Annotated in this window: 31 protein-coding genes and 3 pseudogenes; 21 read left to right on the forward strand and 13 right to left on the reverse strand. The window is 69.8% G+C overall.

Features of this window, described 5'->3' with window-relative positions; translation table 11 throughout:
• The first annotated feature begins 15 nt into the window (after window positions 1-15).
• The 7 genes from ACIBZJ_RS35595 to ACIBZJ_RS35625 all read left to right on the forward strand — a co-directional run bounded on the left by ACIBZJ_RS35595 (window position 16) and on the right by ACIBZJ_RS35625 (window position 3658).
• Window positions 16-150 (forward strand): hypothetical protein, encoded by a 135-nt coding sequence (locus tag ACIBZJ_RS35595; protein ID WP_395937669.1) that lies wholly within the window; start codon window positions 16-18, stop codon window positions 148-150.
• Window positions 151-346: 196 nt separating this feature from the next.
• Window positions 347-472 (forward strand): hypothetical protein, encoded by a 126-nt coding sequence (locus ACIBZJ_RS35600; RefSeq protein WP_395937671.1) that lies wholly within the window; start codon window positions 347-349, stop codon window positions 470-472.
• A 209-nt stretch (window positions 473-681) separates the two neighbouring features.
• Window positions 682-939 carry a PspC domain-containing protein gene (locus ACIBZJ_RS35605; protein WP_395937673.1) on the forward strand — a complete coding sequence of 86 codons (258 nt, stop codon included), beginning with the start codon at window positions 682-684 and terminating at the stop codon, window positions 937-939.
• 154 nt (window positions 940-1093) lie between these two features.
• Window positions 1094-1228, forward strand: a complete 135-nt coding sequence (locus ACIBZJ_RS35610) for a hypothetical protein (protein WP_395937675.1) — start codon at window positions 1094-1096, stop codon at window positions 1226-1228.
• A 121-nt stretch (window positions 1229-1349) separates the two neighbouring features.
• Window positions 1350-1793, forward strand: a complete 444-nt coding sequence (locus tag ACIBZJ_RS35615; protein ID WP_395937677.1) for a group II truncated hemoglobin — start codon at window positions 1350-1352, stop codon at window positions 1791-1793.
• A 69-nt stretch (window positions 1794-1862) separates the two neighbouring features.
• A complete protein-coding gene (locus ACIBZJ_RS35620) occupies window positions 1863-2837 on the forward strand; it encodes an ATP-binding cassette domain-containing protein (RefSeq protein WP_395937679.1) in 975 nt (324 codons plus the stop codon).
• The gene (locus tag ACIBZJ_RS35625; RefSeq protein ID WP_395937681.1) at window positions 2834-3658 is read left to right on the forward strand and encodes an ABC transporter permease; all 825 of its coding nucleotides are present in this window, start codon (window positions 2834-2836) and stop codon (window positions 3656-3658) included. Before ACIBZJ_RS35620 ends, ACIBZJ_RS35625 begins: the two co-directional genes overlap by 4 nt.
• A gap of 52 nt (window positions 3659-3710) precedes the next feature.
• Here ACIBZJ_RS35625 and ACIBZJ_RS35630 read toward each other — a convergent pair whose 3' ends face one another.
• Window positions 3711-4568: a LysR family transcriptional regulator gene (locus tag ACIBZJ_RS35630; RefSeq protein ID WP_395937683.1), complete on the reverse strand. Its 858-nt coding sequence runs from the start codon at window positions 4566-4568 to the stop codon at window positions 3711-3713.
• 77 nt (window positions 4569-4645) lie between these two features.
• Here ACIBZJ_RS35630 and ACIBZJ_RS35635 point away from each other — a divergent pair, with 77 nt between their 5' ends.
• Window positions 4646-5365: an SDR family oxidoreductase gene (locus ACIBZJ_RS35635; protein WP_395937685.1), complete on the forward strand. Its 720-nt coding sequence runs from the start codon at window positions 4646-4648 to the stop codon at window positions 5363-5365.
• A gap of 33 nt (window positions 5366-5398) precedes the next feature.
• Window positions 5399-5566, forward strand: a pseudogene (locus ACIBZJ_RS35640) (MarR family transcriptional regulator); the annotation flags it as partial.
• Window positions 5567-5581: 15 nt separating this feature from the next.
• Here ACIBZJ_RS35640 and ACIBZJ_RS35645 read toward each other — a convergent pair.
• On the reverse strand, window positions 5582-5950 hold the full coding sequence (locus ACIBZJ_RS35645; protein ID WP_395937687.1) for a YciI family protein: 369 nt from the start codon (window positions 5948-5950) through the stop codon (window positions 5582-5584).
• Between the two features lie 182 nt (window positions 5951-6132).
• Between ACIBZJ_RS35645 and ACIBZJ_RS35650 the strand changes: the two genes are divergently transcribed.
• Window positions 6133-6258, forward strand: coding sequence for a hypothetical protein (locus ACIBZJ_RS35650; protein WP_395937416.1), 126 nt, complete (start codon window positions 6133-6135; stop codon window positions 6256-6258).
• A 67-nt stretch (window positions 6259-6325) separates the two neighbouring features.
• On the opposite strand, the gene ACIBZJ_RS35655 is transcribed toward ACIBZJ_RS35650, so the two are convergent.
• Complete coding sequence (locus ACIBZJ_RS35655; protein WP_395937689.1) at window positions 6326-6790, reverse strand: DUF6892 domain-containing protein; 465 nt, start codon at window positions 6788-6790, stop codon at window positions 6326-6328.
• Between the two features lie 83 nt (window positions 6791-6873).
• Here ACIBZJ_RS35655 and ACIBZJ_RS35660 point away from each other — a divergent pair, with 83 nt between their 5' ends.
• Window positions 6874-7371 (forward strand): pyridoxamine 5'-phosphate oxidase family protein, encoded by a 498-nt coding sequence (locus ACIBZJ_RS35660; protein WP_395937691.1) that lies wholly within the window; start codon window positions 6874-6876, stop codon window positions 7369-7371.
• Between the two features lie 28 nt (window positions 7372-7399).
• Here the strand turns inward: ACIBZJ_RS35660 and ACIBZJ_RS35665 are convergent, their stop codons facing one another.
• The gene (locus tag ACIBZJ_RS35665) at window positions 7400-7948 is read right to left on the reverse strand and encodes a TetR/AcrR family transcriptional regulator (protein WP_395937693.1); all 549 of its coding nucleotides are present in this window, start codon (window positions 7946-7948) and stop codon (window positions 7400-7402) included.
• A gap of 88 nt (window positions 7949-8036) precedes the next feature.
• Between ACIBZJ_RS35665 and ACIBZJ_RS35670 the strand changes: the two genes are divergently transcribed.
• Window positions 8037-8423 carry a nuclear transport factor 2 family protein gene (locus ACIBZJ_RS35670; RefSeq protein WP_395937695.1) on the forward strand — a complete coding sequence of 129 codons (387 nt, stop codon included), beginning with the start codon at window positions 8037-8039 and terminating at the stop codon, window positions 8421-8423.
• Here ACIBZJ_RS35670 and ACIBZJ_RS35675 read toward each other — a convergent pair.
• Both ACIBZJ_RS35675 and ACIBZJ_RS35680 read right to left on the reverse strand, forming a co-directional pair.
• Window positions 8420-9649, reverse strand: a complete 1230-nt coding sequence (locus tag ACIBZJ_RS35675) for an FAD-binding protein (protein WP_395937697.1) — start codon at window positions 9647-9649, stop codon at window positions 8420-8422. The genes ACIBZJ_RS35670 and ACIBZJ_RS35675 overlap by 4 nt on opposite strands.
• A gap of 266 nt (window positions 9650-9915) precedes the next feature.
• Window positions 9916-10797 (reverse strand): SDR family oxidoreductase, encoded by an 882-nt coding sequence (locus ACIBZJ_RS35680; RefSeq protein WP_395937699.1) that lies wholly within the window; start codon window positions 10795-10797, stop codon window positions 9916-9918.
• 82 nt (window positions 10798-10879) lie between these two features.
• Here ACIBZJ_RS35680 and ACIBZJ_RS35685 point away from each other — a divergent pair, with 82 nt between their 5' ends.
• Window positions 10880-11458 carry a TetR/AcrR family transcriptional regulator gene (locus ACIBZJ_RS35685; RefSeq protein ID WP_395937701.1) on the forward strand — a complete coding sequence of 193 codons (579 nt, stop codon included), beginning with the start codon at window positions 10880-10882 and terminating at the stop codon, window positions 11456-11458.
• Between the two features lie 246 nt (window positions 11459-11704).
• Here the strand turns inward: ACIBZJ_RS35685 and ACIBZJ_RS35690 are convergent, their stop codons facing one another.
• From ACIBZJ_RS35690 to ACIBZJ_RS35700, 3 genes are all read right to left on the reverse strand, one after another.
• A complete protein-coding gene (locus ACIBZJ_RS35690; protein WP_395932393.1) occupies window positions 11705-11836 on the reverse strand; it encodes a hypothetical protein in 132 nt (43 codons plus the stop codon).
• A gap of 136 nt (window positions 11837-11972) precedes the next feature.
• Window positions 11973-12440, reverse strand: coding sequence for an NUDIX domain-containing protein (locus ACIBZJ_RS35695; protein WP_395937703.1), 468 nt, complete (start codon window positions 12438-12440; stop codon window positions 11973-11975).
• 52 nt (window positions 12441-12492) lie between these two features.
• Complete coding sequence (locus ACIBZJ_RS35700; protein WP_395937705.1) at window positions 12493-12975, reverse strand: GNAT family N-acetyltransferase; 483 nt, start codon at window positions 12973-12975, stop codon at window positions 12493-12495.
• Window positions 12976-13297: 322 nt separating this feature from the next.
• On the opposite strand from ACIBZJ_RS35700, the gene ACIBZJ_RS35705 reads away from it, so the two are divergent.
• From ACIBZJ_RS35705 to ACIBZJ_RS35715, 3 genes are read left to right on the forward strand one after another with little or no spacing between them, the layout of a single operon-like run.
• On the forward strand, window positions 13298-13660 hold the full coding sequence (locus ACIBZJ_RS35705) for a DUF2089 domain-containing protein (RefSeq protein ID WP_395937707.1): 363 nt from the start codon (window positions 13298-13300) through the stop codon (window positions 13658-13660).
• The gene (locus ACIBZJ_RS35710) at window positions 13657-13917 is read left to right on the forward strand and encodes a hypothetical protein (protein ID WP_395937709.1); all 261 of its coding nucleotides are present in this window, start codon (window positions 13657-13659) and stop codon (window positions 13915-13917) included. Before ACIBZJ_RS35705 ends, ACIBZJ_RS35710 begins: the two co-directional genes overlap by 4 nt.
• Window positions 13918-13932: 15 nt before the next feature.
• Window positions 13933-14346, forward strand: coding sequence for an SHOCT-like domain-containing protein (locus tag ACIBZJ_RS35715; protein WP_395937711.1), 414 nt, complete (start codon window positions 13933-13935; stop codon window positions 14344-14346).
• Window positions 14347-14412: 66 nt separating this feature from the next.
• Here the strand turns inward: ACIBZJ_RS35715 and ACIBZJ_RS35720 are convergent.
• Window positions 14413-14601: pseudogene (locus tag ACIBZJ_RS35720) on the reverse strand (ferredoxin); the annotation flags it as partial.
• Window positions 14595-14780: a hypothetical protein gene (locus ACIBZJ_RS35725; RefSeq protein WP_395937713.1), complete on the reverse strand. Its 186-nt coding sequence runs from the start codon at window positions 14778-14780 to the stop codon at window positions 14595-14597. The pseudogene ACIBZJ_RS35720 and the gene ACIBZJ_RS35725, both read right to left, overlap by 7 nt.
• A 95-nt stretch (window positions 14781-14875) precedes the next feature.
• Here ACIBZJ_RS35725 and ACIBZJ_RS35730 point away from each other — a divergent pair, with 95 nt between their 5' ends.
• The gene (locus ACIBZJ_RS35730) at window positions 14876-15250 is read left to right on the forward strand and encodes a hypothetical protein (protein ID WP_395937715.1); all 375 of its coding nucleotides are present in this window, start codon (window positions 14876-14878) and stop codon (window positions 15248-15250) included.
• Here ACIBZJ_RS35730 and ACIBZJ_RS35735 read toward each other — a convergent pair.
• Window positions 15204-15821, reverse strand: coding sequence for a sulfotransferase domain-containing protein (locus tag ACIBZJ_RS35735; RefSeq protein WP_395937717.1), 618 nt, complete (start codon window positions 15819-15821; stop codon window positions 15204-15206). The genes ACIBZJ_RS35730 and ACIBZJ_RS35735 overlap by 47 nt on opposite strands.
• 88 nt (window positions 15822-15909) lie before the next feature.
• On the opposite strand from ACIBZJ_RS35735, the gene ACIBZJ_RS35740 reads away from it, so the two are divergent.
• The 3 genes from ACIBZJ_RS35740 to ACIBZJ_RS35750 all read left to right on the forward strand — a co-directional run bounded on the left by ACIBZJ_RS35740 (window position 15910) and on the right by ACIBZJ_RS35750 (window position 17806).
• On the forward strand, window positions 15910-16383 hold the full coding sequence (locus ACIBZJ_RS35740) for a carboxymuconolactone decarboxylase family protein (RefSeq protein ID WP_395937719.1): 474 nt from the start codon (window positions 15910-15912) through the stop codon (window positions 16381-16383).
• A 119-nt stretch (window positions 16384-16502) separates the two neighbouring features.
• Complete coding sequence (locus ACIBZJ_RS35745) at window positions 16503-16784, forward strand: GlsB/YeaQ/YmgE family stress response membrane protein (protein ID WP_395937721.1); 282 nt, start codon at window positions 16503-16505, stop codon at window positions 16782-16784.
• A gap of 173 nt (window positions 16785-16957) precedes the next feature.
• The gene (locus ACIBZJ_RS35750) at window positions 16958-17806 is read left to right on the forward strand and encodes a helix-turn-helix transcriptional regulator (protein WP_395937723.1); all 849 of its coding nucleotides are present in this window, start codon (window positions 16958-16960) and stop codon (window positions 17804-17806) included.
• Here the strand turns inward: ACIBZJ_RS35750 and ACIBZJ_RS35755 are convergent.
• The gene (locus ACIBZJ_RS35755) at window positions 17787-18509 is read right to left on the reverse strand and encodes a class I SAM-dependent methyltransferase (RefSeq protein ID WP_395937725.1); all 723 of its coding nucleotides are present in this window, start codon (window positions 18507-18509) and stop codon (window positions 17787-17789) included. The two genes, ACIBZJ_RS35750 and ACIBZJ_RS35755, sit on opposite strands and share 20 nt — an antisense overlap.
• A 26-nt stretch (window positions 18510-18535) precedes the next feature.
• On the opposite strand from ACIBZJ_RS35755, the pseudogene ACIBZJ_RS35760 reads away from it, so the two are divergent.
• A pseudogene (locus ACIBZJ_RS35760) lies at window positions 18536-18688 on the forward strand (DUF664 domain-containing protein); the annotation flags it as partial.
• Window positions 18689-18754: the final 66 nt, after the last annotated feature.

An 18754-nucleotide genomic window follows, 5' to 3' on the forward strand; every position in this document is an offset into this window, starting at 1 on the left:
AGGAAGGTGGTCCCGATGAGCGGCTACAACCACGAGTACGGACTGGTCGAGCGTCACCGGGACGGCGACTACTACTGCCGGCCGCGCCGTCGCCGGCGCTACGACGACTGCTGGGACCACGGCGGCCCGATCATCGTCCGTATCCCCTGATCCACGTCGCTGAGAGGGCCCCGGAGCGCGGAAGCGCTCCGGGGTTCTTTGCTGTGGGGTTTTCTGTACACACGGAGTGTCAGCAATCGAACCGTCCGCCCGTAGCGGCGCCGATCGAGCCGCCGGGGATTCGGCGCGAGCCTGGTGGTGCACCGGGGGACAGGCCCTCGGACACCACATCAGGAGGCTGACCATCATGAGCGGTTGCTACGACTACGAGTACGACTACTGCGGGGACGACTACGACTACTGCCGCCCGCGGCGCCACCACCACAAGCGCCGTCACCACAACGACTGCTGGGACTACAACTACTGCAGCTGAACCGTCAGCTGATCCCTAGCCCCGGAGTGCTGGTCAGCACTCCGGGGCTTTGTCGTGTGCGGCTTTCCGGCCCGGCGGTCCGGGGCGTCGGGGTGGTCCCGGAGTCGGATCTCCGGGGGCGGGGCAGGGACTCACCCGATGTGCCGCACCCCCTCCGAGCCGCACAGTGATGGCATCAGGAAAGACGCACTAGAAGGGGAGCCCACACCATGAACGACGTCCACCGCTACCTCGCCTCCAAGGGTCTGGTCCGTCCGCGGGAGGGGCGCTTCCTGGGTGGTGTCTGCTCCGGCCTCGGCGCCCGTATCGGCCTCGACCCGTGGCCCGCTCGAGCCCTCTTCCTGCTGACGTTGTTCCTGATCCCGGGTAGTCAGATCCTGTTCCTCTACCCGATCCTGTGGATCCTGATGCCGAGCGAGGAGCGGGCCACGTACTCGAGCCCGATGGTCCCGCCGGCCGCCGCCTGACCGGAGCGGGGCTGCCTTCCCGAGGGGAAGTGTTGGCCAGCTAACGTTGCGGCCGTTGGCGGGCTGATCGAGCGCGCCGTCGGTTGGCTCCATGCTTGTACCAGAACGGGGCTCCACGGAGAGTTCCGCAAAACGAGCGAGGAGGCTGGACGACATGAGCGGTAGCTACCACAAGGAGTACCACCGGTGCGACGAGTGGGATTACAACGACTGCTACCGGCCTCGTCGCCGCCGCTTCGGCAAGAAGCGTCATGACTCGTGGGGCGAGTTCTCGTCACTCGGCGACTGAACGGCCCAGCCGTCGAAAGGCCCGGAGCGCACACCCCGCGCTCCGGGCCTTTCCGCGCGACCTCGTACCCGACTCGTAGAGCGTCCGGCGGTGTTCTGGTCTCGTGAGGCATGCTCGACCCATGCCGAGTGTGTACGACGAAGCGGGCGGCGACGACGGGTTGGTCCGCCTGGCCGCGGCCTGGCACGAGCGGGTCCTTGCCGATGAGGTGGTGAGCCACGCGTTCAGCCACGGCTTCCACCCCGATCACACCGAACGCCTCGCCGCGTACTGGGCCGAGGCTCTGGGTGGGCCACCCCGGTACTCGTCGACGTACGGCGACGAGACGTCGGTCGTCCGGATGCACAGCGGGAACGGTCCGCACGAGGAGATGGATCGCCGCGCGATCGAGTGCTTCGACCTGGCACTGACCGACGCGGGGTTCACCGGCCCGGTCCGGCAGTCGTTGTACGACTACTTCGCCTGGGCCACCCACACCTCGATGGCCCGGTACACCGGTTCGGCCGACGACGTGCCCGCCGGCTTGACGATTCCGCTCTGGCCACGGAACGGCAACAGAGCCTGACAGCGCTGACAGCGGCGCTGTCAGCGCCGTATCAGCGTCCTGGCAGCGGCGACCTCCAGAGTTCTCCTCATGACCACAGACCTGGTGATCGAGGCCGACGGCCTGATCAAGAACTTCGGCGCGACCAAAGCGCTGCAGGGCGTCGACATCGCCGTCGAACGGGGCACCATCCTCGGCGTCCTCGGTCCCAACGGCGCCGGCAAGACCACCGCCGTGCGCATCCTGTCCACCCTCCTCCGCCCGGATGGCGGCTCGGCCCGCATCGCGGGCTACGACGTCGTCCGCAACGCGCAGCAGGTCAGAGAGGCGATCGGCCTCACCGGCCAGTACGCGTCCGTCGACGAGGACCTCACCGGCCGGCAGAACCTGGAGCTCTTCGGCGTCCTGCTCGACCTCGGCAAGAAAGGCGCCCGCCAGCGGGCCGCCGAGCTGCTGGAGTGGTTCGACCTCACGGACGCGGCCAACCGCTCCGCGAAGACCTACTCCGGCGGTATGCGCCGCCGCCTCGACCTGGCCGCGAGCCTGGTCGGACGCCCGGACGTCATCTTCCTCGACGAGCCCACCACGGGCCTCGACCCGAGCAAGCGCGAAGACATGTGGAACGTCGTCCGCACGCTCGTCCGCGACGGTTCGACCGTGCTGCTCACCACGCAGTACCTCGAAGAGGCCGAGGCCCTCGCCGACGAGATCACGGTGATCGACCACGGCGTGGTCATCGCCCACGACACGCCCGAGGCGCTCAAGCGGGTGGTCGGCGGCTCGACCCTCGAGGTGCGCCCCAGCAACTCCGCCGACCTCGAGCTCGCCGCGCAGATCCTGAACGAGGTCTCCGCGGGCGCCGCGGCCGACCAGATCCGCAAGGGTGTGCTAGCCGTCCCGGTCAAGGGGGACGACGCCATGACCACCACCGTCGCCCGCCTCGCCGCCGCCGGTATCCCGGTCACCGAGCTCTCGCTGCACCTCCCGAGCCTCGACGAGGTCTTCTTCACGCTCACCGGCCGGACGGCCTCCGCCGACGACACCACCAAGGAGGTCGCGGCATGACCACGACTCTGACCAGCCCCAACACCGCCCGTGAGGCCGTCCCGGCGGCCCGCACCCGCAAGCCGTTCCGCCTCGTCAGGCACTCGGTAGCGCTGATGAAACGCAGCTTGATCAAGACGTGGCACACGCCAGAAGCGTTGATCGACGTCACGATCCAGCCGGCGATCTTCCTCGTCATCTTCGTCTACATCTTCGGTAAGTCGATCTCCGGCACGACCCACGACTACCTGCAGCTCCTCCTGCCGGGCATCCTCGCCCAGAGCATCGCCACCGGCGCGATCGCGATCGGCGTGAACCTCAACGTCGACATGGAGAAGGGTCTGTTCGACCGGTTCCGGTCGCTTCCGATCCCGCGCCCGGCGCCCTTGATCGGCGCGGTACTGGGCGACGTCGTGCGGTACGTGATCGTCACGATCTCGACGCTGGCCGTCGGCTACGCGATGGGCTTCCGGATCCACGCCAACCCGCTCGCCGCCGTGGCGGCTGCCGCCCTCGCGGTGGTCTTCGCGCTGTCGCTCAGCTGGGTGTCGGTGTTCGTCGGCATGAAGGCCCGGACCTCCGGCGCGGTGCAGGGGATCATGTTCCTGGCCGTCCTGCCGCTGAGCTTCGCGTCCACCATGTTCGTCCCGCTCTCGGCGCTGCCCGGCTGGATGCAGGGCTTCGTGAAGCTCAACCCGATCACCCACCTGGTCGATTCGATGCGCGCCCTCTTCCTGGGCCAGCCGGTCGGCAACCACATCTGGTGGACGCTGGCCTGGTGCGTCGGCCTGGTGGCGGTCTTCATGCCACTGGCGCTCCGCGCCTACCAGAAGAAGGTCTGATCGACCGCTCGACCGCCGGATGGTGCCTCCGAGGCACCCCGGCGGTCTTTTGTCATTCGGACGCCGTCCCGGCGGGCAGAGCCCGGCCGGCCGAGCGGACGAGCGACGCGATCGCGGGTGAGTGACTGTTCGACGGCCAGGCGATCACCGTGGTGATGTCGGGCGCGTCGATCACCGGCACCGCGACGTGCTCGGGCCACTGCCAGGCCCGGCTGGACGCGGGTATGACGAGAAGCGTCCGGCCCAGCGCCACGAGCTGGGCGAGTTGCGACTGGGTGTGCACCTCGGGTCCGGGCCCGTCCGGGTACGACCCGTCGAGCCGGGGCCAGCGGGCGATCGGCAGGTCAGGGACGTCGCTGACGTCCGCCAGCGTGAGTTTCTCGCGTGCGGCGAGCGGATGGGCCGCGGGAACGATCGCGACCTGGCCTTCGGTCACGAGGTCTTCGGTGTCGAACCCGGCGAGGTCGTCGACCGGGCGGTGCATGAGCGCGACGTCGGCGCGTCCGTTGCGGAGCAGCCCGGCCTGCTCGCCGACTTCACAGAGCAGCACCTCGACCGGTGCCTCACTGGCGTCCAGAAGGCGTTGGAGTAGTTCGTGGGAGGCCCCGGCCTTCGTGACGAGCACCAGCGGACGCGCCGGATCGGCGGCGCGGCGGGTCCGGCGGGCCGCGGCCGCGACCGCGTCGAGAGCCGTACGGGCCTCGCGGAGGAGCACCCGGCCGGGGTCGGTGAGTGCCACTCCGCGGCGGTTGCGGTCGAGCAACTGGACGTCGAGCCGTCGCTCCAGGCGGCTGATCGCCCGGGAGAGGGGTGGCTGGGCGATCCCGAGCCGACCGGCGGCGCGCCCGAAGTGCAGTTCTTCGGCGACCGCGACGAAATAGCGGAGTTCGCGGGTTTCGAGGTCGTCCACGAGACCGAGCGTAATACCCGGTGAGTATCACAGCGTACTGAGATGGTTTTGGACGCCCGGCCGGTAGGGCGCCGACGATGGACGGCGTGACGAAGACTGCGCTGGTCACCGGCGCGAACAAGGGAATCGGCCTGGCGATAGCGCAGGGCCTCGGGGCGCTCGGTTACACGGTCGCGGTGGGGGCGAGGAACTCCGCACGGCGCGAGGAGGCGGTCGAGCGTCTGCGGGCGTCGGGTGTCGAGGCGTTCGGCGTCGCGCTCGACGTCACCTCCGACGATTCGGTCGCCGCGGCGGCGGCGGACCTCGAGCGGACGGCCGGAACACTGGACGTGCTCGTGAACAACGCGGGGATCGGCGGTCGGACGGACGGCGGCGCGCAGGACCCGACGACGCTCGACCTCGACGTGGTTCGCACGGTGCTGGACACGAACGTGTTCGGCGTCGTGCGGGTGACGAACGCGATGCTCCCGCTGCTGCGGCAGGCGGAGTCGCCGCGGATCGTCAACGTGTCGAGCAACATGGGGTCGCTCGCGCTGCGGACCGGGCCGGTCATGGCGGCGTACGCGCCGTCGAAGTCGATGCTGAACAGCGTGACGGTGCAGTACGCCCGCCGGTTCGCGGAGACGAACGTGATCGTGAACGCGTGCTGCCCGGGCTATGTCGCGACGGACTTCACCGGCTTCGCCTCGTCCCGGACGGCGGATCAGGGTGCCGCGATCGCGATCCGGCTCGCCACCCTGCCGGACGACGGCCCGCGGGGAGGCTTCTTCGACGACGAGGGCGTGGTCGCCTGGTGAGAAGCGAAGGCTCCGCTCGAGTGTCGGCAACTGCTGGTCGAGGTGGCGCGGGCCGGCGTGGGCGTACTCGGCGCCGGTACGCCCGCGGCCGTCCGGCTGGAGAACATCGCCCGGTTCCTCGACTTCGTCACCGAGAACCTGCTGCGCGCCGCGGAGCAGGCCCGCGAGGTCCTCCACGACCGCGGTGACGAAGGCCGGTGAACGGGCCGGAGCCGACTACAGGTTCTCCCGGTATTCCGCCGGGTCGTTGAACGGGCGTACCTCGATCGGGCTTCCGCAGGCCAGCGCACACTTCTGCGCCCAGGACACGGCCTGGTCGAAGTCGTCGCACCGGATCACCCAGAAGCCGCCGAGGTGCTCCTTGGTCTCGGCGAACGGGCCGTCGGTCACCAGAGTCGTGCCCTCGTCGGGCCGCACGACCTTGCTCGCCTGCGCGGGGGCGAGGCCGCCGACGAAGACCCACGCCCCGGCCGCACGAAGCTCGTCGTTGACCTGGCCGGTGCGCGCCATCTGGGCGTCGAACTCCTCGGCCGTCTCCGGCAGCGTGCTTTCGTCGAGCTGGACCGCGAGCAGGTACTGGTTCATGGCTGGCTCCTCCGGGAGGCGGGCTGTCTCATCGTGACTACGAACGCTATCGGCGCGATCCGACAGTGTCGGGAAGCGAACGTTGTGGCCGTCGTGGGGCCGAACGAGCGGATCGCGGATCGGCGGCAAGCTGATGGCACACGGGGAACACACCCTGGCCGATACTGCGGAGGCTGGACGACATGAGCGACTGCTACGACTACTCGTACGACTGCAACGACTCGTACGACTACGACTGCCGGCCTCGTCGTCGCCACCACAAGAAGCGCCACTACAACGACTGCTGGGACTACAGCTACTGCAGCTGACACCCGAGCACTGTCCGAGCCCGGAGCGCGAACGCGTTCCGGGCTCGTTCGCGTCGTGGGACCTCGGTCAGCCGGGACCGACCTCCACACCGCGGGCGCGCAGTTGGGTGGCCACCGCCTCGTCGCGCGCGATCCGCCGCCAGTGGACCCGGCGCAGGTTCGGCCGCGCGAGCAGCGGAGTGACGTCCACCTCGTCCGGGATCATCGAGACGACGACGAACTCCTCGAGGTTCCGCAGCAACCCCAGGTCGGTCAGATCGGTCGTGTCGAGCTCGTCGGACTCGCCGTCCCAGCCCGGGGTGAGCAGGTCGTAGATCGCCAGCCCACCGTCGAACACCAGCGACGTGACGCCCGCGAGCCGCTCGTCCGGCAGGTCCAGACCGCGCAGGAGCCGCTCGCTCTCCGGCACCGGCTCGTAGTGGCCGTAGCTGTAGGCGTCCCCGGCGAGCGCGCGCAGGCGGGCGGTGAGCTCGTCGTCGACGAGCTGCTCGAGGACGACCAGCTTGAGCTGGAACGATCTGAAGTCTGGCACGCGGCGAATGTACTTCGCACCGGATGTCGAGAACGTCGAAGTGGTTCCGTCCCGGGAGCGACTACGACGAAGGAGCGCCCCCGATGGAGCAGAACGAGATCGCCGGGATCCTGAACCGCCCGTACAGCCGGGAGCTGCTGGCCCGCGACCTGACCCGGCTGGCGTACGTCGCGAAGGACGGCACGCCGCGCAACGTCCCGATCGCGTTCACGTGGAACGGGACGGAGGTCGTGATGTGCACATCGAAGAACGCGCCGAAGCTCGCGGCGCTGGCGGCGAACCCGATGGTCGCGCTGACGATCGACACAGAGGTCCATCCGCCGAAGATCCTGCTCATCCGCGGCCGGGCCGAGCTGGACGTCGTCGACGGTATCCCGGAGGAGTACCTGCAGATGAACGGGTCCTACGAGATGACGGCCGAGCAGCGGGTGGAGTGGGAGAAAGAGGTGCGGTCGCTGTACGACGGGATGGTCCGGATCGTCGTGACGCCGACCTGGGTGAAGCTGATCGACTTCGAGACGACGCTGCCGAGCGCGGTGGCCGAGCTGGTCCAGGAACGTGAGGAGCGCCAGCGGGCATGAACGACCACCCCGACAGCCCGGTCCGCGCCTACGGTTCCAGCCCGTGCCGGACGATCCCCAGCAGCCGGCGCGCGTGCTCCGCGTCCGTACCGGCCACGGCGACCGCGCTGAGCAGCGCGAGCAGGTCGCGGGCGGTGATCTCGGGCCGCACCGCACCGCCGGCCTGCGCGGCGGTGAGCAGCCCGGCCGCCGTGGCGCTGATCGTCGCGTGCCACTGCTCGAACAACGCGCTGCGCCGGCCGTCGGCGGTCTCGGTGATGGCGAGTGCGAGGTCGCGCTTGCTGACGACGTGCAGCACGAACTCGTCCAGCCAATCGAACAGCGCCACTTCGGGCGGGAGGCCGTCAGGCCGACGGTCGGCGCGGCGGCAGAGCTCGGCGACCTGGTCGCCGTAGACCGCGACCAGCAGGTCGCTCCGGGTGGGGAAGTGCCGGTAGAGGGTGGCGTTGCCGACGCCGGCCCGACGCGCGATCTCGTCGAACGGAACGTCCGGGCCGCGCTCGGAGAACAGGTGCTCGGCGGCGGCGAGGATCGCGTCGGCGTTGCGGACCGCGTCGGCCCGTTGTGCTCGCGCCATCAACCCTCTTTCGAAGTGGGGAACTCCCCGGTAATCTACCGCCGAGCCCCTAAACGGGGAAGTCCCCAGATAGCTCGGAGAACACACGATGCTCGTCGAAGACCGGCTGGACATCATCGAACTGATCGCCATGCACGGCCACCTCGTGGACGCCGGCGAGATGCAACGGATCGAGGAGGTGTTCGCGGCCGACGTGGTCCACGACCTCACCGACCTCGGGCTGGGCACGGTGACCGGGCTCGACCTGTTCCGCACGCCCGACCCCGGCGTCGAACACCCGGTCGGGCACCACGTCACGAACACCGTCGTCACCGCCGACGGCGACGACCGGGCTCTCGTCCGCTCCCAGGGCATCGGCGTCCGGGCGGACGGCACCGCGGGCAGCGTCGTCTACGAAGACGTCGTCGAGCGCAGGCCGGAGGGATGGCGGATCGCGCGTCGCCGGGTCCTGGTCCGGCGGAGGCCGCTGACTTAGAGCGGGATCTCGTGGTTGGCGCGGAAGACCCCGGAGGGGTCGACCCGGCGGCGGATCTGGCGCAGCAACGGCCAGACCTCGGGCGCGAAGCCGGTCGCCGGGTCGACGCGCCGGTGCGTGAACGGCAGGTAGTTCTGGCCGCTCGCCCACGGAGCCATCGCCTCCACCGTCCGCTCGTCGGCCAGCAGCAGGAACTGGCCGTCCAGCTGGTCCAGCGCCCCGGCGTCCGGGGCGGAATGGCTCAGCGCACCCCCGAGTTGCCGCAACTCGAACGAGGAGTCCGCCAGCAACCGGTCGACCGAAGGCGCCTCACGCAGCAGCACCGACTGAACACCGCCCGGGGCCGGTGTGTCGGCGTGCATCTCGACGAGTTCGCGCGCCGGTCCGCGGCGGAACGTGTCCAGCCGGGGCCGCAACCGTCGCAACGGCCCGAGCATCTGCTCGGCCTCACCGTCGCTTGCCAGCACCGCCCCGCCGATGATCACCAGCCGCCGCCCGCGCAGCGCCTCCGGAATGTCCGGACTCACCGGGAACTGCACCTGCCGGTACACGGTGGTGACCGCATCCGGGGCATTCGCCGCCCACTCCGCCCACTGCGGCAGCACCCGCTCCGCGTCCCGCAGATCCCACACCAGCATTCCGGCGTACACGTTCCGGATCCACTCCAGACGCAGCTCCAGCGCCGTGACCAGGCCGTAGTTGCCTCCACCGCCGCCGCGCAGCGCCCAGAACAGCTCCGCCTCGTGGCTCTCGTCGGCCCGGACCAGGCCGCCGTCCGCGGTGACGAGCTCCACCGCGGCCACCGTGTTCGCGGCCAGCCCGAGCGCGCGCCCGTACCAGCCGACGCCGCCGCCCAGCGTGTACCCGACCACTCCGGTGTCCGGCGACGAGCCGTGCAGCACGGCCAGCCCGCGCTTCCCGAGCACGTCGACCAGCGGACCCCAGGTCGCCCCCGCACCGACCCGGGCGATCCGCCGGTTGAAGTCGTAGGTGTTCAGGTAGCCGGTCCGGACGAGGACGGTGTCGCTGAGGTCTCCGAACGGGCCGGTGTTCTGCCCCGACCCGATCGGCGCCACCCGCAGGCCCTCGACGGTGGCCGTCCGGACGACCGCGGCGGCCTCGGCCGGCGACCGCGGAAACGCGACCGCTGCCGGTCCGAGGCCGGAGACCTGTTCGTACTCGGCGTCTCCCGGACGGTAGACGTACTGCTTCAGCGTCGACCGCATCAGAGCGCCGTCCGACGGGTGGGCAGGAACCGCCGTAGCAGTTTTCGCCGCGGTCCTCGGTGCGGTGGATGCGCGACCGGGACGGCCGCGTACGGCACGTAACGGGGAGTGATCAGGGCCCGCTGTGGTTGCTTGTTCAACGAAGTCATACCAGCGACGACGAGCGAACGACCCCGAAGTTCATTCGCTACCCAATGCGAACATTGGTCGCATACCGAAGGGGCTCGCGGCCTTCCTCGAGTTGCTCCCGAGGGCGGGGCGCACCGTCAAGGCTGAATGTTCTCGAGATCGGCGAGGAGCGCCGGGTGACTGGGCTGCCACCCGAGCGCCTCGCGCGTTGTGACGCTCGACGCCGGCTGGTCCAGGGCGAAGATCGGTCCGAACGGTCCGAACGTCTCTTCCGGCACCGCCCGCACGGGTAGGCCGAGTCGACGCCCGACGACCTCCGCGATATCTCGCACGGCGTCGCCCTCGTCGGCGACCGCGTGCCACACCGTCCCGGCCGGCGCCGACTCCAGCACCAGCCGGAACAGCACCGCGGCGTCGAGTGCGTGCACAGCCGGCCAGCGCTGCGTCCCGTCGCCGGGATAGCCGGCCACCCCCGACGCACGGGCGGCGCGGGTCAGTAGTCCGGCGAACCCGCCCTCACCCCGGTTGTGCACGGTCCGCGGCATCCGCACCGCCGTCGCGCGTACGCCACGCGACCCCAGCTCCAGCATCGCGTTCACCGACCGGCCCCGCTCGCCCACCGGCCCGTCGGTCGACGTCGGGTCGGCTTCGGTGGACGCACGGCCGGGCACCCACGGCGTCCCGGAAACGACGACGATCGGCCGTCCGCTGCCCACCAGCGCCTCGCCCAGGATGGTCATGGCGGCACGCTCCTCCGCGATGCCGGCCGCGAGAGCGTCCGGAGTGCTGTAGTCGCGGCCGAAGGCCAAGCTGATGACGCCCTCGGTCTGCGCGGCGCCGTCGCGGAGCACGCCGAGGTCGGCCAGACCACCGCGCAGCACCTCGGCTCCGGCGTCCTTCAGGGTCCGTTCGGAACCGTCCGACCGGGCGAGCGCAAGCACGGTGTGGCCGTTGCCGAGCAATTCAGCGACCACGGCCGAGCCGATCGTGCCGGTACCGCCGGTGACAAAAACGCGCATCGGGTTCTCCTAGTGATGGGACTCCTGTCGCATCACGCTACACCCATGATGAGACAGGTGTCGCATCACCTAGAATGGACCCATGGCGCGATGGGAACCGGGAGCACGCGAGCGACTGGTCGTCGCCGCCGTCGACTTGTTCACCGAGCAGGGCTACGACGCGACGACCGTGGCGCAGATCGCCGAGCGCGCGGGCATCACCCGCAGCACCTTCTTCCGGCACTTCGCCGACAAGCGAGAAGTGCTGGTCGCCGGCCAGGAGACCCTGAGCACGCTGCTCGCCGACGGAATCCGCGAAGCGCCGGCCGACGCCGGCCCGCTCGATGCCGTGGCCGCCGGGCTCGAACGCGCCTCGAGCGAGATGGGCCAGACCAGCCGCGAGCTCGGCCCCCGGATCAAGGCCGCCGTAGCGGCCAGCACCGAACTGCAGGAGCGGGACGCGCTCAAGACCGTCGGTCTCGCGGCCGCCGCGACGGCCGCGCTCGTCGAGCGCGGGCTGCCGAGCCCGACGGCGCATCTCGCGGCCGAGATCGGGGTTCTGGCGTTCAAGCAGGGCTTCAGCCAGTGGTCCGAAGCCGCCCACGACGACGGTAAACCCCTGTCTCACTACGCCCTGGCCGCTTTGGCCGAGCTGCGCACCGCCACCGCCACCCTGAGCTGAGGCAGTGTTGGCAACCGAACGTTCCGAACGTTCCGGCCGTCGCCGGGCCGAACGAACGCCGCCCCGATCGGCGACAAGCTGATGGCACACGGGGAACACACCCTGGCCGCGCCGGGTCAGGCTGTGTCCGGCCCCAGGGGCGCGTGGTCGGGCGGCGTCCTCGGGTTGTTCGGCGAGCGAGGGTGCCGAACGCGACGAGGCCCGGAGCGCGAACCAGCGCTCCGGGCCTCGTCGTTATCTACGTGCTCAGCTGCAGTAGCTGTAGTCCCAGCAGTCGTTGTAGTGGCGCTTCTTGTGGTGGCGACGACGCGGCCGGCAGTCGTAGTCGTAGTTGTCGTTGCAGTCGTACGAGTAGTCGTAGTCGTAGCAGCCGCTCATGTCGTCCAGCCTCCGAAGATCGTGGTCGGGGTGTGTTCCCCGTGTGTCATCAGATTGCCGCTGATCGGGGCCGTGTTCGTTCGGCGCTGCGACGGCCGGAACGTTCGGTTGCGAACACTCGCGTGGAGCGGGCCGGTCAGGCCTCGCCGACGACCGTGCCGTCCTCCAGGTACCGCGTGTCGCCGCTCTGCCGGGCGGCCAGCGCGGCACGGATGCGGCGGCCCAGCGGCGGTGAGGTACGAACGTCCGCCTGATCGGCAGTGCACCAGGCCCAGCTGTGGAGCTCGTCGGCCGGCAGGCGGATGTCCGGGGTACTGAGGGGGCCACCGGCGAAGAGGAACATGAAGCCCTCGGTCCGGTCGCCGTGGGCCGGTGACCAGTCGACCACGAGCAGGCGGCCGGGCTCGACGACGAGGCCCAGCTCCTCCTTCACCTCCCGGCGGGCCGCCGCACGCGGGGACTCGTCGAGCTCCACCGCGCCGCCCGGGATTTCCCATTCGGGCTTGTAGGTCGGTTCGACCAGCAGGATCCGGCCGTCGTCGTCGGTGAACAAGATCCCGGACGCGGAGCGCTTGGTGGGGATCGTCGTGTAATCGAAAGGCACGGCCGAATGTACAAGAAAGGAGCGCGACGGCTGGCGGTCGACGCACTGGGGGTCAGGTGAGCTCCTCGGCGAGGAGGTCCATCAGGAGCCCGTCGTGCCAGGTGCCGTCGGGGCCGCGCTCGTACCGACGCATGACGCCGACCGGTCGGAAGCCGACCTTGGCGTAGCACCGGATCGCAGGCTCGTTGTCGGCGGCGGGGTCGATGACCAGGCGGTGGTGGCCGCGGTCGATCAGGTGGCGGGCGAGCGTGCGGACGGCGTCGGAGCCGAGGCCGCGGCCGTGGATCGACGGGTCGAGGTAGATGTCGATTCCGGCGTGGCGGTAGTCCTGGTCGGACTCTTCGCTCCACTGAATCGCGCCGACCGTGCGGCCCTCGTGCTCGACGACCAGGATCTCGACGTCGTCGTCGGCGAGGTCTTCGGCGTCGAACGGGCCCCAGCGGTGGAACACCTCGGGTTTGGCGCGGATCTCGGCGAGGGCCGGGGCGTCGTGCGTGGTCGCTTCGCGGAGGCGGACGTGGGTTCCGGCGAGCATGCGGTCGACGCTAGCCGGGGGCTTGACGCGGGCGTAATCGCCTGGGCGGGTCGGCGTGGGCGCGGGGAGTGAATGGCAGGGGTGCGGCCGGGGCGGGCGCGTCCGGCGCGGGACCCGGACTCTTCCGGTTCGGGCCGGTGGGTGGCGGGAGTGAGTCCGGTCGAGCGCTCGGCGTCGTGGCGGCGCGCGTTGATCAGTTCGGGCGGAAGCCCGCTACTTCGATGAGGCCGAATCAAGAAAATTGAGCGGCGAGCGTTGAGATCTTGAGAATCTTAATGTACAAATTGATTGTAGCGGAGCGCCGACGGCGAAGGAGCTGGGTGTGGACTGGCAGGAGCTGACCGAGCTGACCGGTGGGCGGTCATTCGTCGTCGAGCGGGTCCGGCTCGCCGAGAGCGGCATCGCCGTCGAAGGGCAGTTCGATCCGCCGCAACTGGCTCAACTCAGCGCCGACGACCAGGTCTTCGTCGCCGCGTTCGTCCGCGCGCACGGCTCGATCAAGGAGATGGAACGGATCTTCGGGGTGAGCTACCCGACGATCAAGTCCCGGCTCAACCGCATTTCCGAGCACCTCGACTTCGTCGACGTCAACCCGGCCCCCAGCGGCGCCGACGTCGTCGACCGGCTGCGCCGGGGAGAGATCAACGCCGAGGAGGCGCTGGCCGAACTGGAGCGGCGGCGATGATCCCGAACCTGATCACGGTGCGCCACCGCCGGGCCGGCCGTCGCTGGCACCGCCTCTACGTCCCGATTCTGCCGCTGTTGCTGGTGCTGTCACCGCTGCTGGTGATCGCGGTGGTCGGCGGGCTGATCACGTGCCGGGTGTTCGGCATCAACCCGCTGGGCGCGCTCCGCAGTGCCGGGCAGCTCTTCTGGGCGCTGCCCGGCGTCCGCTTCGAAATCGAGCAAGGCCGCACGGCCGTGCTCGTCAGCGTCCGATAAGTAAGGAGAGCAAGCATGAACGAACAGCGCCGTCAGATCCTGGAGATGCTGGCGGAAGGGAAGATCACCGCGGACGAGGCCGAAAGGCTGATCGCCGCGCTCGAACGGGCCGAGCCCGAAGCCCCGGCGGGGGCCGCCAAACCCCGGCCGAAGTACCTGCGGGTGATGGTGGACGACCACTCCGACGGCGGGTCCGGCCGGATCAACGTCCGGGTCCCGATTCAGCTGCTGCGCGCGGGCGTGCGGATCACGAGCCTGATCCCGCCGCAGGCGCTCCTCCGGGCCAACGAAGAGCTGAGCAAGTCGGGGGTGCCGATCGACCTCACCGCGCTCAAGCCGCAGCACATCGAGGACCTGGTCGAACACCTCGACGACCTCGTGGTCGACGTCGACGAGGCCCACGCCACGGTCAAGGTCTTCTGCGAGTGAGGGGTGCTGGTGATGGGCTGGTCCTACCCGCCGTTCGTCGCGGCTCTGGTTCTCGTCAATGCGCAGCGCCCCCGACGGGCAGGTCCTGATCGCCTGCCTGACCGTGGGTGTGTCGGTGGGGCCGGCCTCGAGCACCACGATCAGCCCGTCCCCGTCCTGGTCGAAGACACCTCCGTCGGCGACGACGCAGAGCCCGGCGCCGATGCAGACGCCGCGGTCGGCACGCACGCGCACGCGCTGGCCGGTGGTCACCACGACACCTCGCAACTCGCCAGATTGAAGATCGCGTGAGACGCCCGGAACTCGGCGCGCACCTCGCGCAGGCCCGGGAAGCGGCGGATCCGGGGCTCGAGCGCGCGGATCCGGCGGACCGTGAACTCCGGCGTGAGGAATCGCCGTAGGCGGGTGTGCTCGGGTGGGTCGAAGCTGAGCATGCTGCCTGCGTGGAGGCGGTGGGGCCGCCGAGAGCCTGCTGGACACGTACGAAGAGGAGCGTCGGCCGCTCGCGGAGAAGCTGATGGCAGGAGAGATGTCAGACGTCTTCCAGCTCCGGACCGGGTACCGCGGGTGTCGGCTCAGCCAGGACTTCCGGGCCCCGTCGCGGTCGGTCCGGGCCGGAGACCGGGCGCCGGACGCCTCGCTCCCGACGGGGCGGTTGTTCGCGCGCCGGTCGGAGTTCGTCGCCGTCGCGTTCGGCGATGAGGCCGCAGTCGCCTGCACCGCCGTTGGGGTTCCGTTCGTCCCGGTCGGACGTGGGGAGTCGGCCGTCCGGCGTATCTACGACGTGGACGCCGGGGAAGAGGCGCTGTTCCTGATCCGGCCGGACGGGTACGTGGGCCTGACCACCGGCGGGCAGTTCACCGAACGGCTAGCCGCGTACCTCGCGTTCGAGCCACTGAACTAGCCCGGGTGACGCGATGCGGCCGAGCAGCGTGGAGTAGTTCCGGGCGTCCTCGTCGGTGAGGATCGTGCGCCACTGATCCGGTTGACCGGATCGGAAGAACGCCTGCCGGTCGGTGGAGCAGGACCACGGCCGGGTCGTGGCGGCGTGACCAGGCCTGGTCGAGGTGCGCGACGACGCTCCGCAGCGAATCGAGGTTGACGGTCGGAGGTCGTTCATCGTTGATCCAGCGCAGGATGCGTCGACGTTGATCAACTGTCGGAGGCGCAGCGGGGGTTTCGGTCGACTCGCCGAGCAGGGCGCGGATGCGGTGGTCGTCGAGGTGGGCGCGGTGGTGGTCCATGGAGACGGCGACGTCCCGCGGGTCGCGTCCGATGACCAGGTAGGTGACGCCAGGAGCCGCGGGCAGGCCGTCGAGCGGCGTGTGGGTCTTGAGGAAGCGCCGGTGCCGCTGCTGGTCCAGCTCCGCGCGGAGGTCGTCGATCGGGCGCAGTCGCATGTCGACCCACGGCGAGAGGCCAGTCAGCGGTGCGGGCAGTCGTGGCGTCCGGAAGATCAGCAGCGCGCAGATCATCTGCAGCCAGGTGGTGCCGCGGTGTCACGTTTGCGCGGTGGGCGGTGTCTGGTGAGCGTCCGCGAAAAAGATCTTTGAGGAGCCAGTCATGGACGCTCGGCTGAACATCTTCGGCAATCCGGTCGCCGGCCAGATCATCAAGCACCTGTCGGCGGCCGGCCGCGTGCTGACCGAGACGACCGTGCCGGAGTCGACGATGGAGCTCGTGCGGCTGCGCGCGAGCCAGATCAACGGTTGCGGCTTCTGCACCGACATGCACGCCAAGGAAGCGCTGGCCGCGGGCGAGACCGCGCAGCGTCTGCTACTGGTGGCCGCCTGGCGCGAGGCCACGGTCTTCACCGAGGCCGAGCGCGCCGCGCTCGAACTCGCCGAGGAGGGCACCCGCATCGCGGACGCGTCCGGTGGGGTCTCCGACGACGTGTGGGCCGACGCCACGAAGCACTTCGACGAGGAGCAACTGGTCGCGCTGGTCACGAACATCGCGTTGATCAACGCGTTCAACCGGCTCAACGTGATGATCCGGCAGCCAGCCGGGGATTACGTGGCCGGCTCGTTCGGCTGACGAGGTAAACGTGATTGCTGGTAGATCACATCTCGTTTAATTCCTTGGTCTTCCGGGGGATCCAGTGTCCAGGTCGCTGCGAATCATTGCGGCGGGGGAGACAAAGGAAGGTAGTCGCCGTGACCGTCACCGGCATCATCACTGCTCTCGTTGTGGGTCTGATCATCGGAGCGCTCGGGCGCCTGGTCGTTCCGGGCAAGCAGAACATTCCGATCTGGCTCACGATCGTGATCGGCATCGTGGCTGCGCTGCTGGGTACCGCGATCGCTCGCGGCGTGGGCGTCGCGGACACCAAGGGCTTCGACTGGATCGAGCTGGTCTTCCAGATCGTGCTCGCCGCGGTCGGTGTCGCCCTGACCGCCGGCTTCTACGGCCGTCGTGGTCACCGCCGCGCGCTCTGAGCGCCGCGCCCGGTAGGCGCCGCGCCCGGTAGGCCCCGCGCCCAGTAGGCCCTGCGCGCCTCGACCGGCACATGCAAAAGGCCCGGCTTCGGCCGGGCCTTTTCGCGTGCGAGCGGTTATCCACGGATCGGTAGGTCGTGGATACGGCGGAGACCGGACGGTAGAAACTAATCGTGATCGATCGGACCGGATTGGCCGAGTTCCTCCGGCGTCGGCGGGAGTCGTTGCAGCCCGAGGACGTCGGGCTCCCGCGTGGGCAGCGACGGCGGACGAACGGGTTGCGGCGGGAGGAAGCCGCGGCACTCTGTCACATGTCCACCGATTACTACGCGCGGCTCGAGCGGGAGCGCGGGCCGCAGCCGTCCGAGCAGATGATCGCGTCGATCGCGCAGGGACTCCACCTATCGCTGGACGAGCGCGACCACCTGTTCCGGCTCGCCGGGCAGAACCCGCCCACCCGGGGGCCGGCGGGTGACCACATCAGCCCGGGGCTGCTGCGGGTGTTCGACCGGCTCGGTGACACTCCCGCGGAGATCGTCACCGAACTGGGCGAGACGTTGCGCCAGACCGCGTTCGGCGTCGCGCTGACCGGTGACACGACCCGGTACACCGGCCCGTCGCGCAGCATCGGGTACCGCTGGTTCACCGACCCCGCGACCCGGGCGTTGTACGCGCCCGAGGACCACGCGTTTCTCTCCCGGATGTTCACGTCGGGACTGCGGGGGATCGCCACGATGCGCGGCCCGGGGTCACGGGCGGCGCACTTCGTCGAGCTCCTGCTGGCCGAGAGCGGCGAGTTCCGGACGCTCTGGGGCGAGCACGAGGTGGGCATCCGGCCCCAAGAGACCAAGCGGTTCGTCCATCCCGAGCTCGGCGGACTGGAACTGACCTGCCAGCGACTGGTCGACCCGGACCAGTCGCACTCGCTGCTCGTCTACACCGCGATTCCGGGCAGCGAGAGCCACGACAAGCTGCAACTCCTGGCCGCCGTCGGGGCCGGGATCACGGCTTCTGAGCGATGAAGACCCACTCCAGATCGGGGCGGTCCGGGGCGTCCCGGACGTCGAGTAGCCGGTAGCCGTGCGTCCGCAGGGTGGTTTCGAGCTCGTGGCGCGGACGGAACCGGAGCGTGGAGTGGGACGTCAGGACCGCGCCGTCGGGGAAGACCCACGACGTGCGGAACGTGAGCAGTGGGCGGGCGTAGTCGACGACCTCGGTCCAGGTCCGGACCGGGCCGATACCGTCGACCTCGACGGTGCGGTCGGTGAGCTCGGGGGTCCACAGGTCCCAGGCGCGCAGGTCCGGGTCGCGGGTCTCGAACACGAGGTGGCCGCCGGAGCGGAGCAGCCGGCGGACGCCGGTGAGGGTCTTGTCCCACTTGTTCGGGTCGGTGATCGCCTGCGCCACGTTGCCGGTCATCGTGGCGAGGTCGAAGCCGCTGCCGGGGACGTCGCGGATCTCGCCGCGGACCCAGTTGACGAGCTGTCCGCCGGGCCGGTTCCGGGCGTAGTTGATCGAGCCGGGAGCCGGGTCCATGGCGGTGACGTTCCTGCCCGCGGCGGCCAGCCGGGTGGCGAAGACGCCCGTGCCGCAGCCGATGTCGAGGATCTTCGTGGCCTGGAGCTCGGCGACCAGGGCCTCGTAGGCGTCGAGATCGTGGCGGTCGCCTTCGAGGGCGTCGTAGACGGCGACGAGCCGGGGGTGGTCGAAGATCGGATCCGGCATGAACCGATGCTGGCACGCTCACCGGCGTGACGTCAGATGAGCCGAAGGCAGATTTGCAGAAGTACCTGCAGGAGGGCCGGGATGCCCTGGTAGGAAAGCTCGACGGGGTGTCGGAGTACGACGCACGGCGTCCGTTGGTGCCCACCGGCACGAACCTCCTGGGCCTGGTGAACAACCTGCCGGAGGCGAGCAGGAGTGGTCGGCCGAAGGGGGGATCGGATCTTTCCGGTCACATCCACACACTG

It is taken from the genome of Cryptosporangium sp. NPDC051539, from assembly GCF_044454545.1.
Lineage (GTDB): Bacteria > Actinomycetota > Actinomycetes > Mycobacteriales > Cryptosporangiaceae > Cryptosporangium.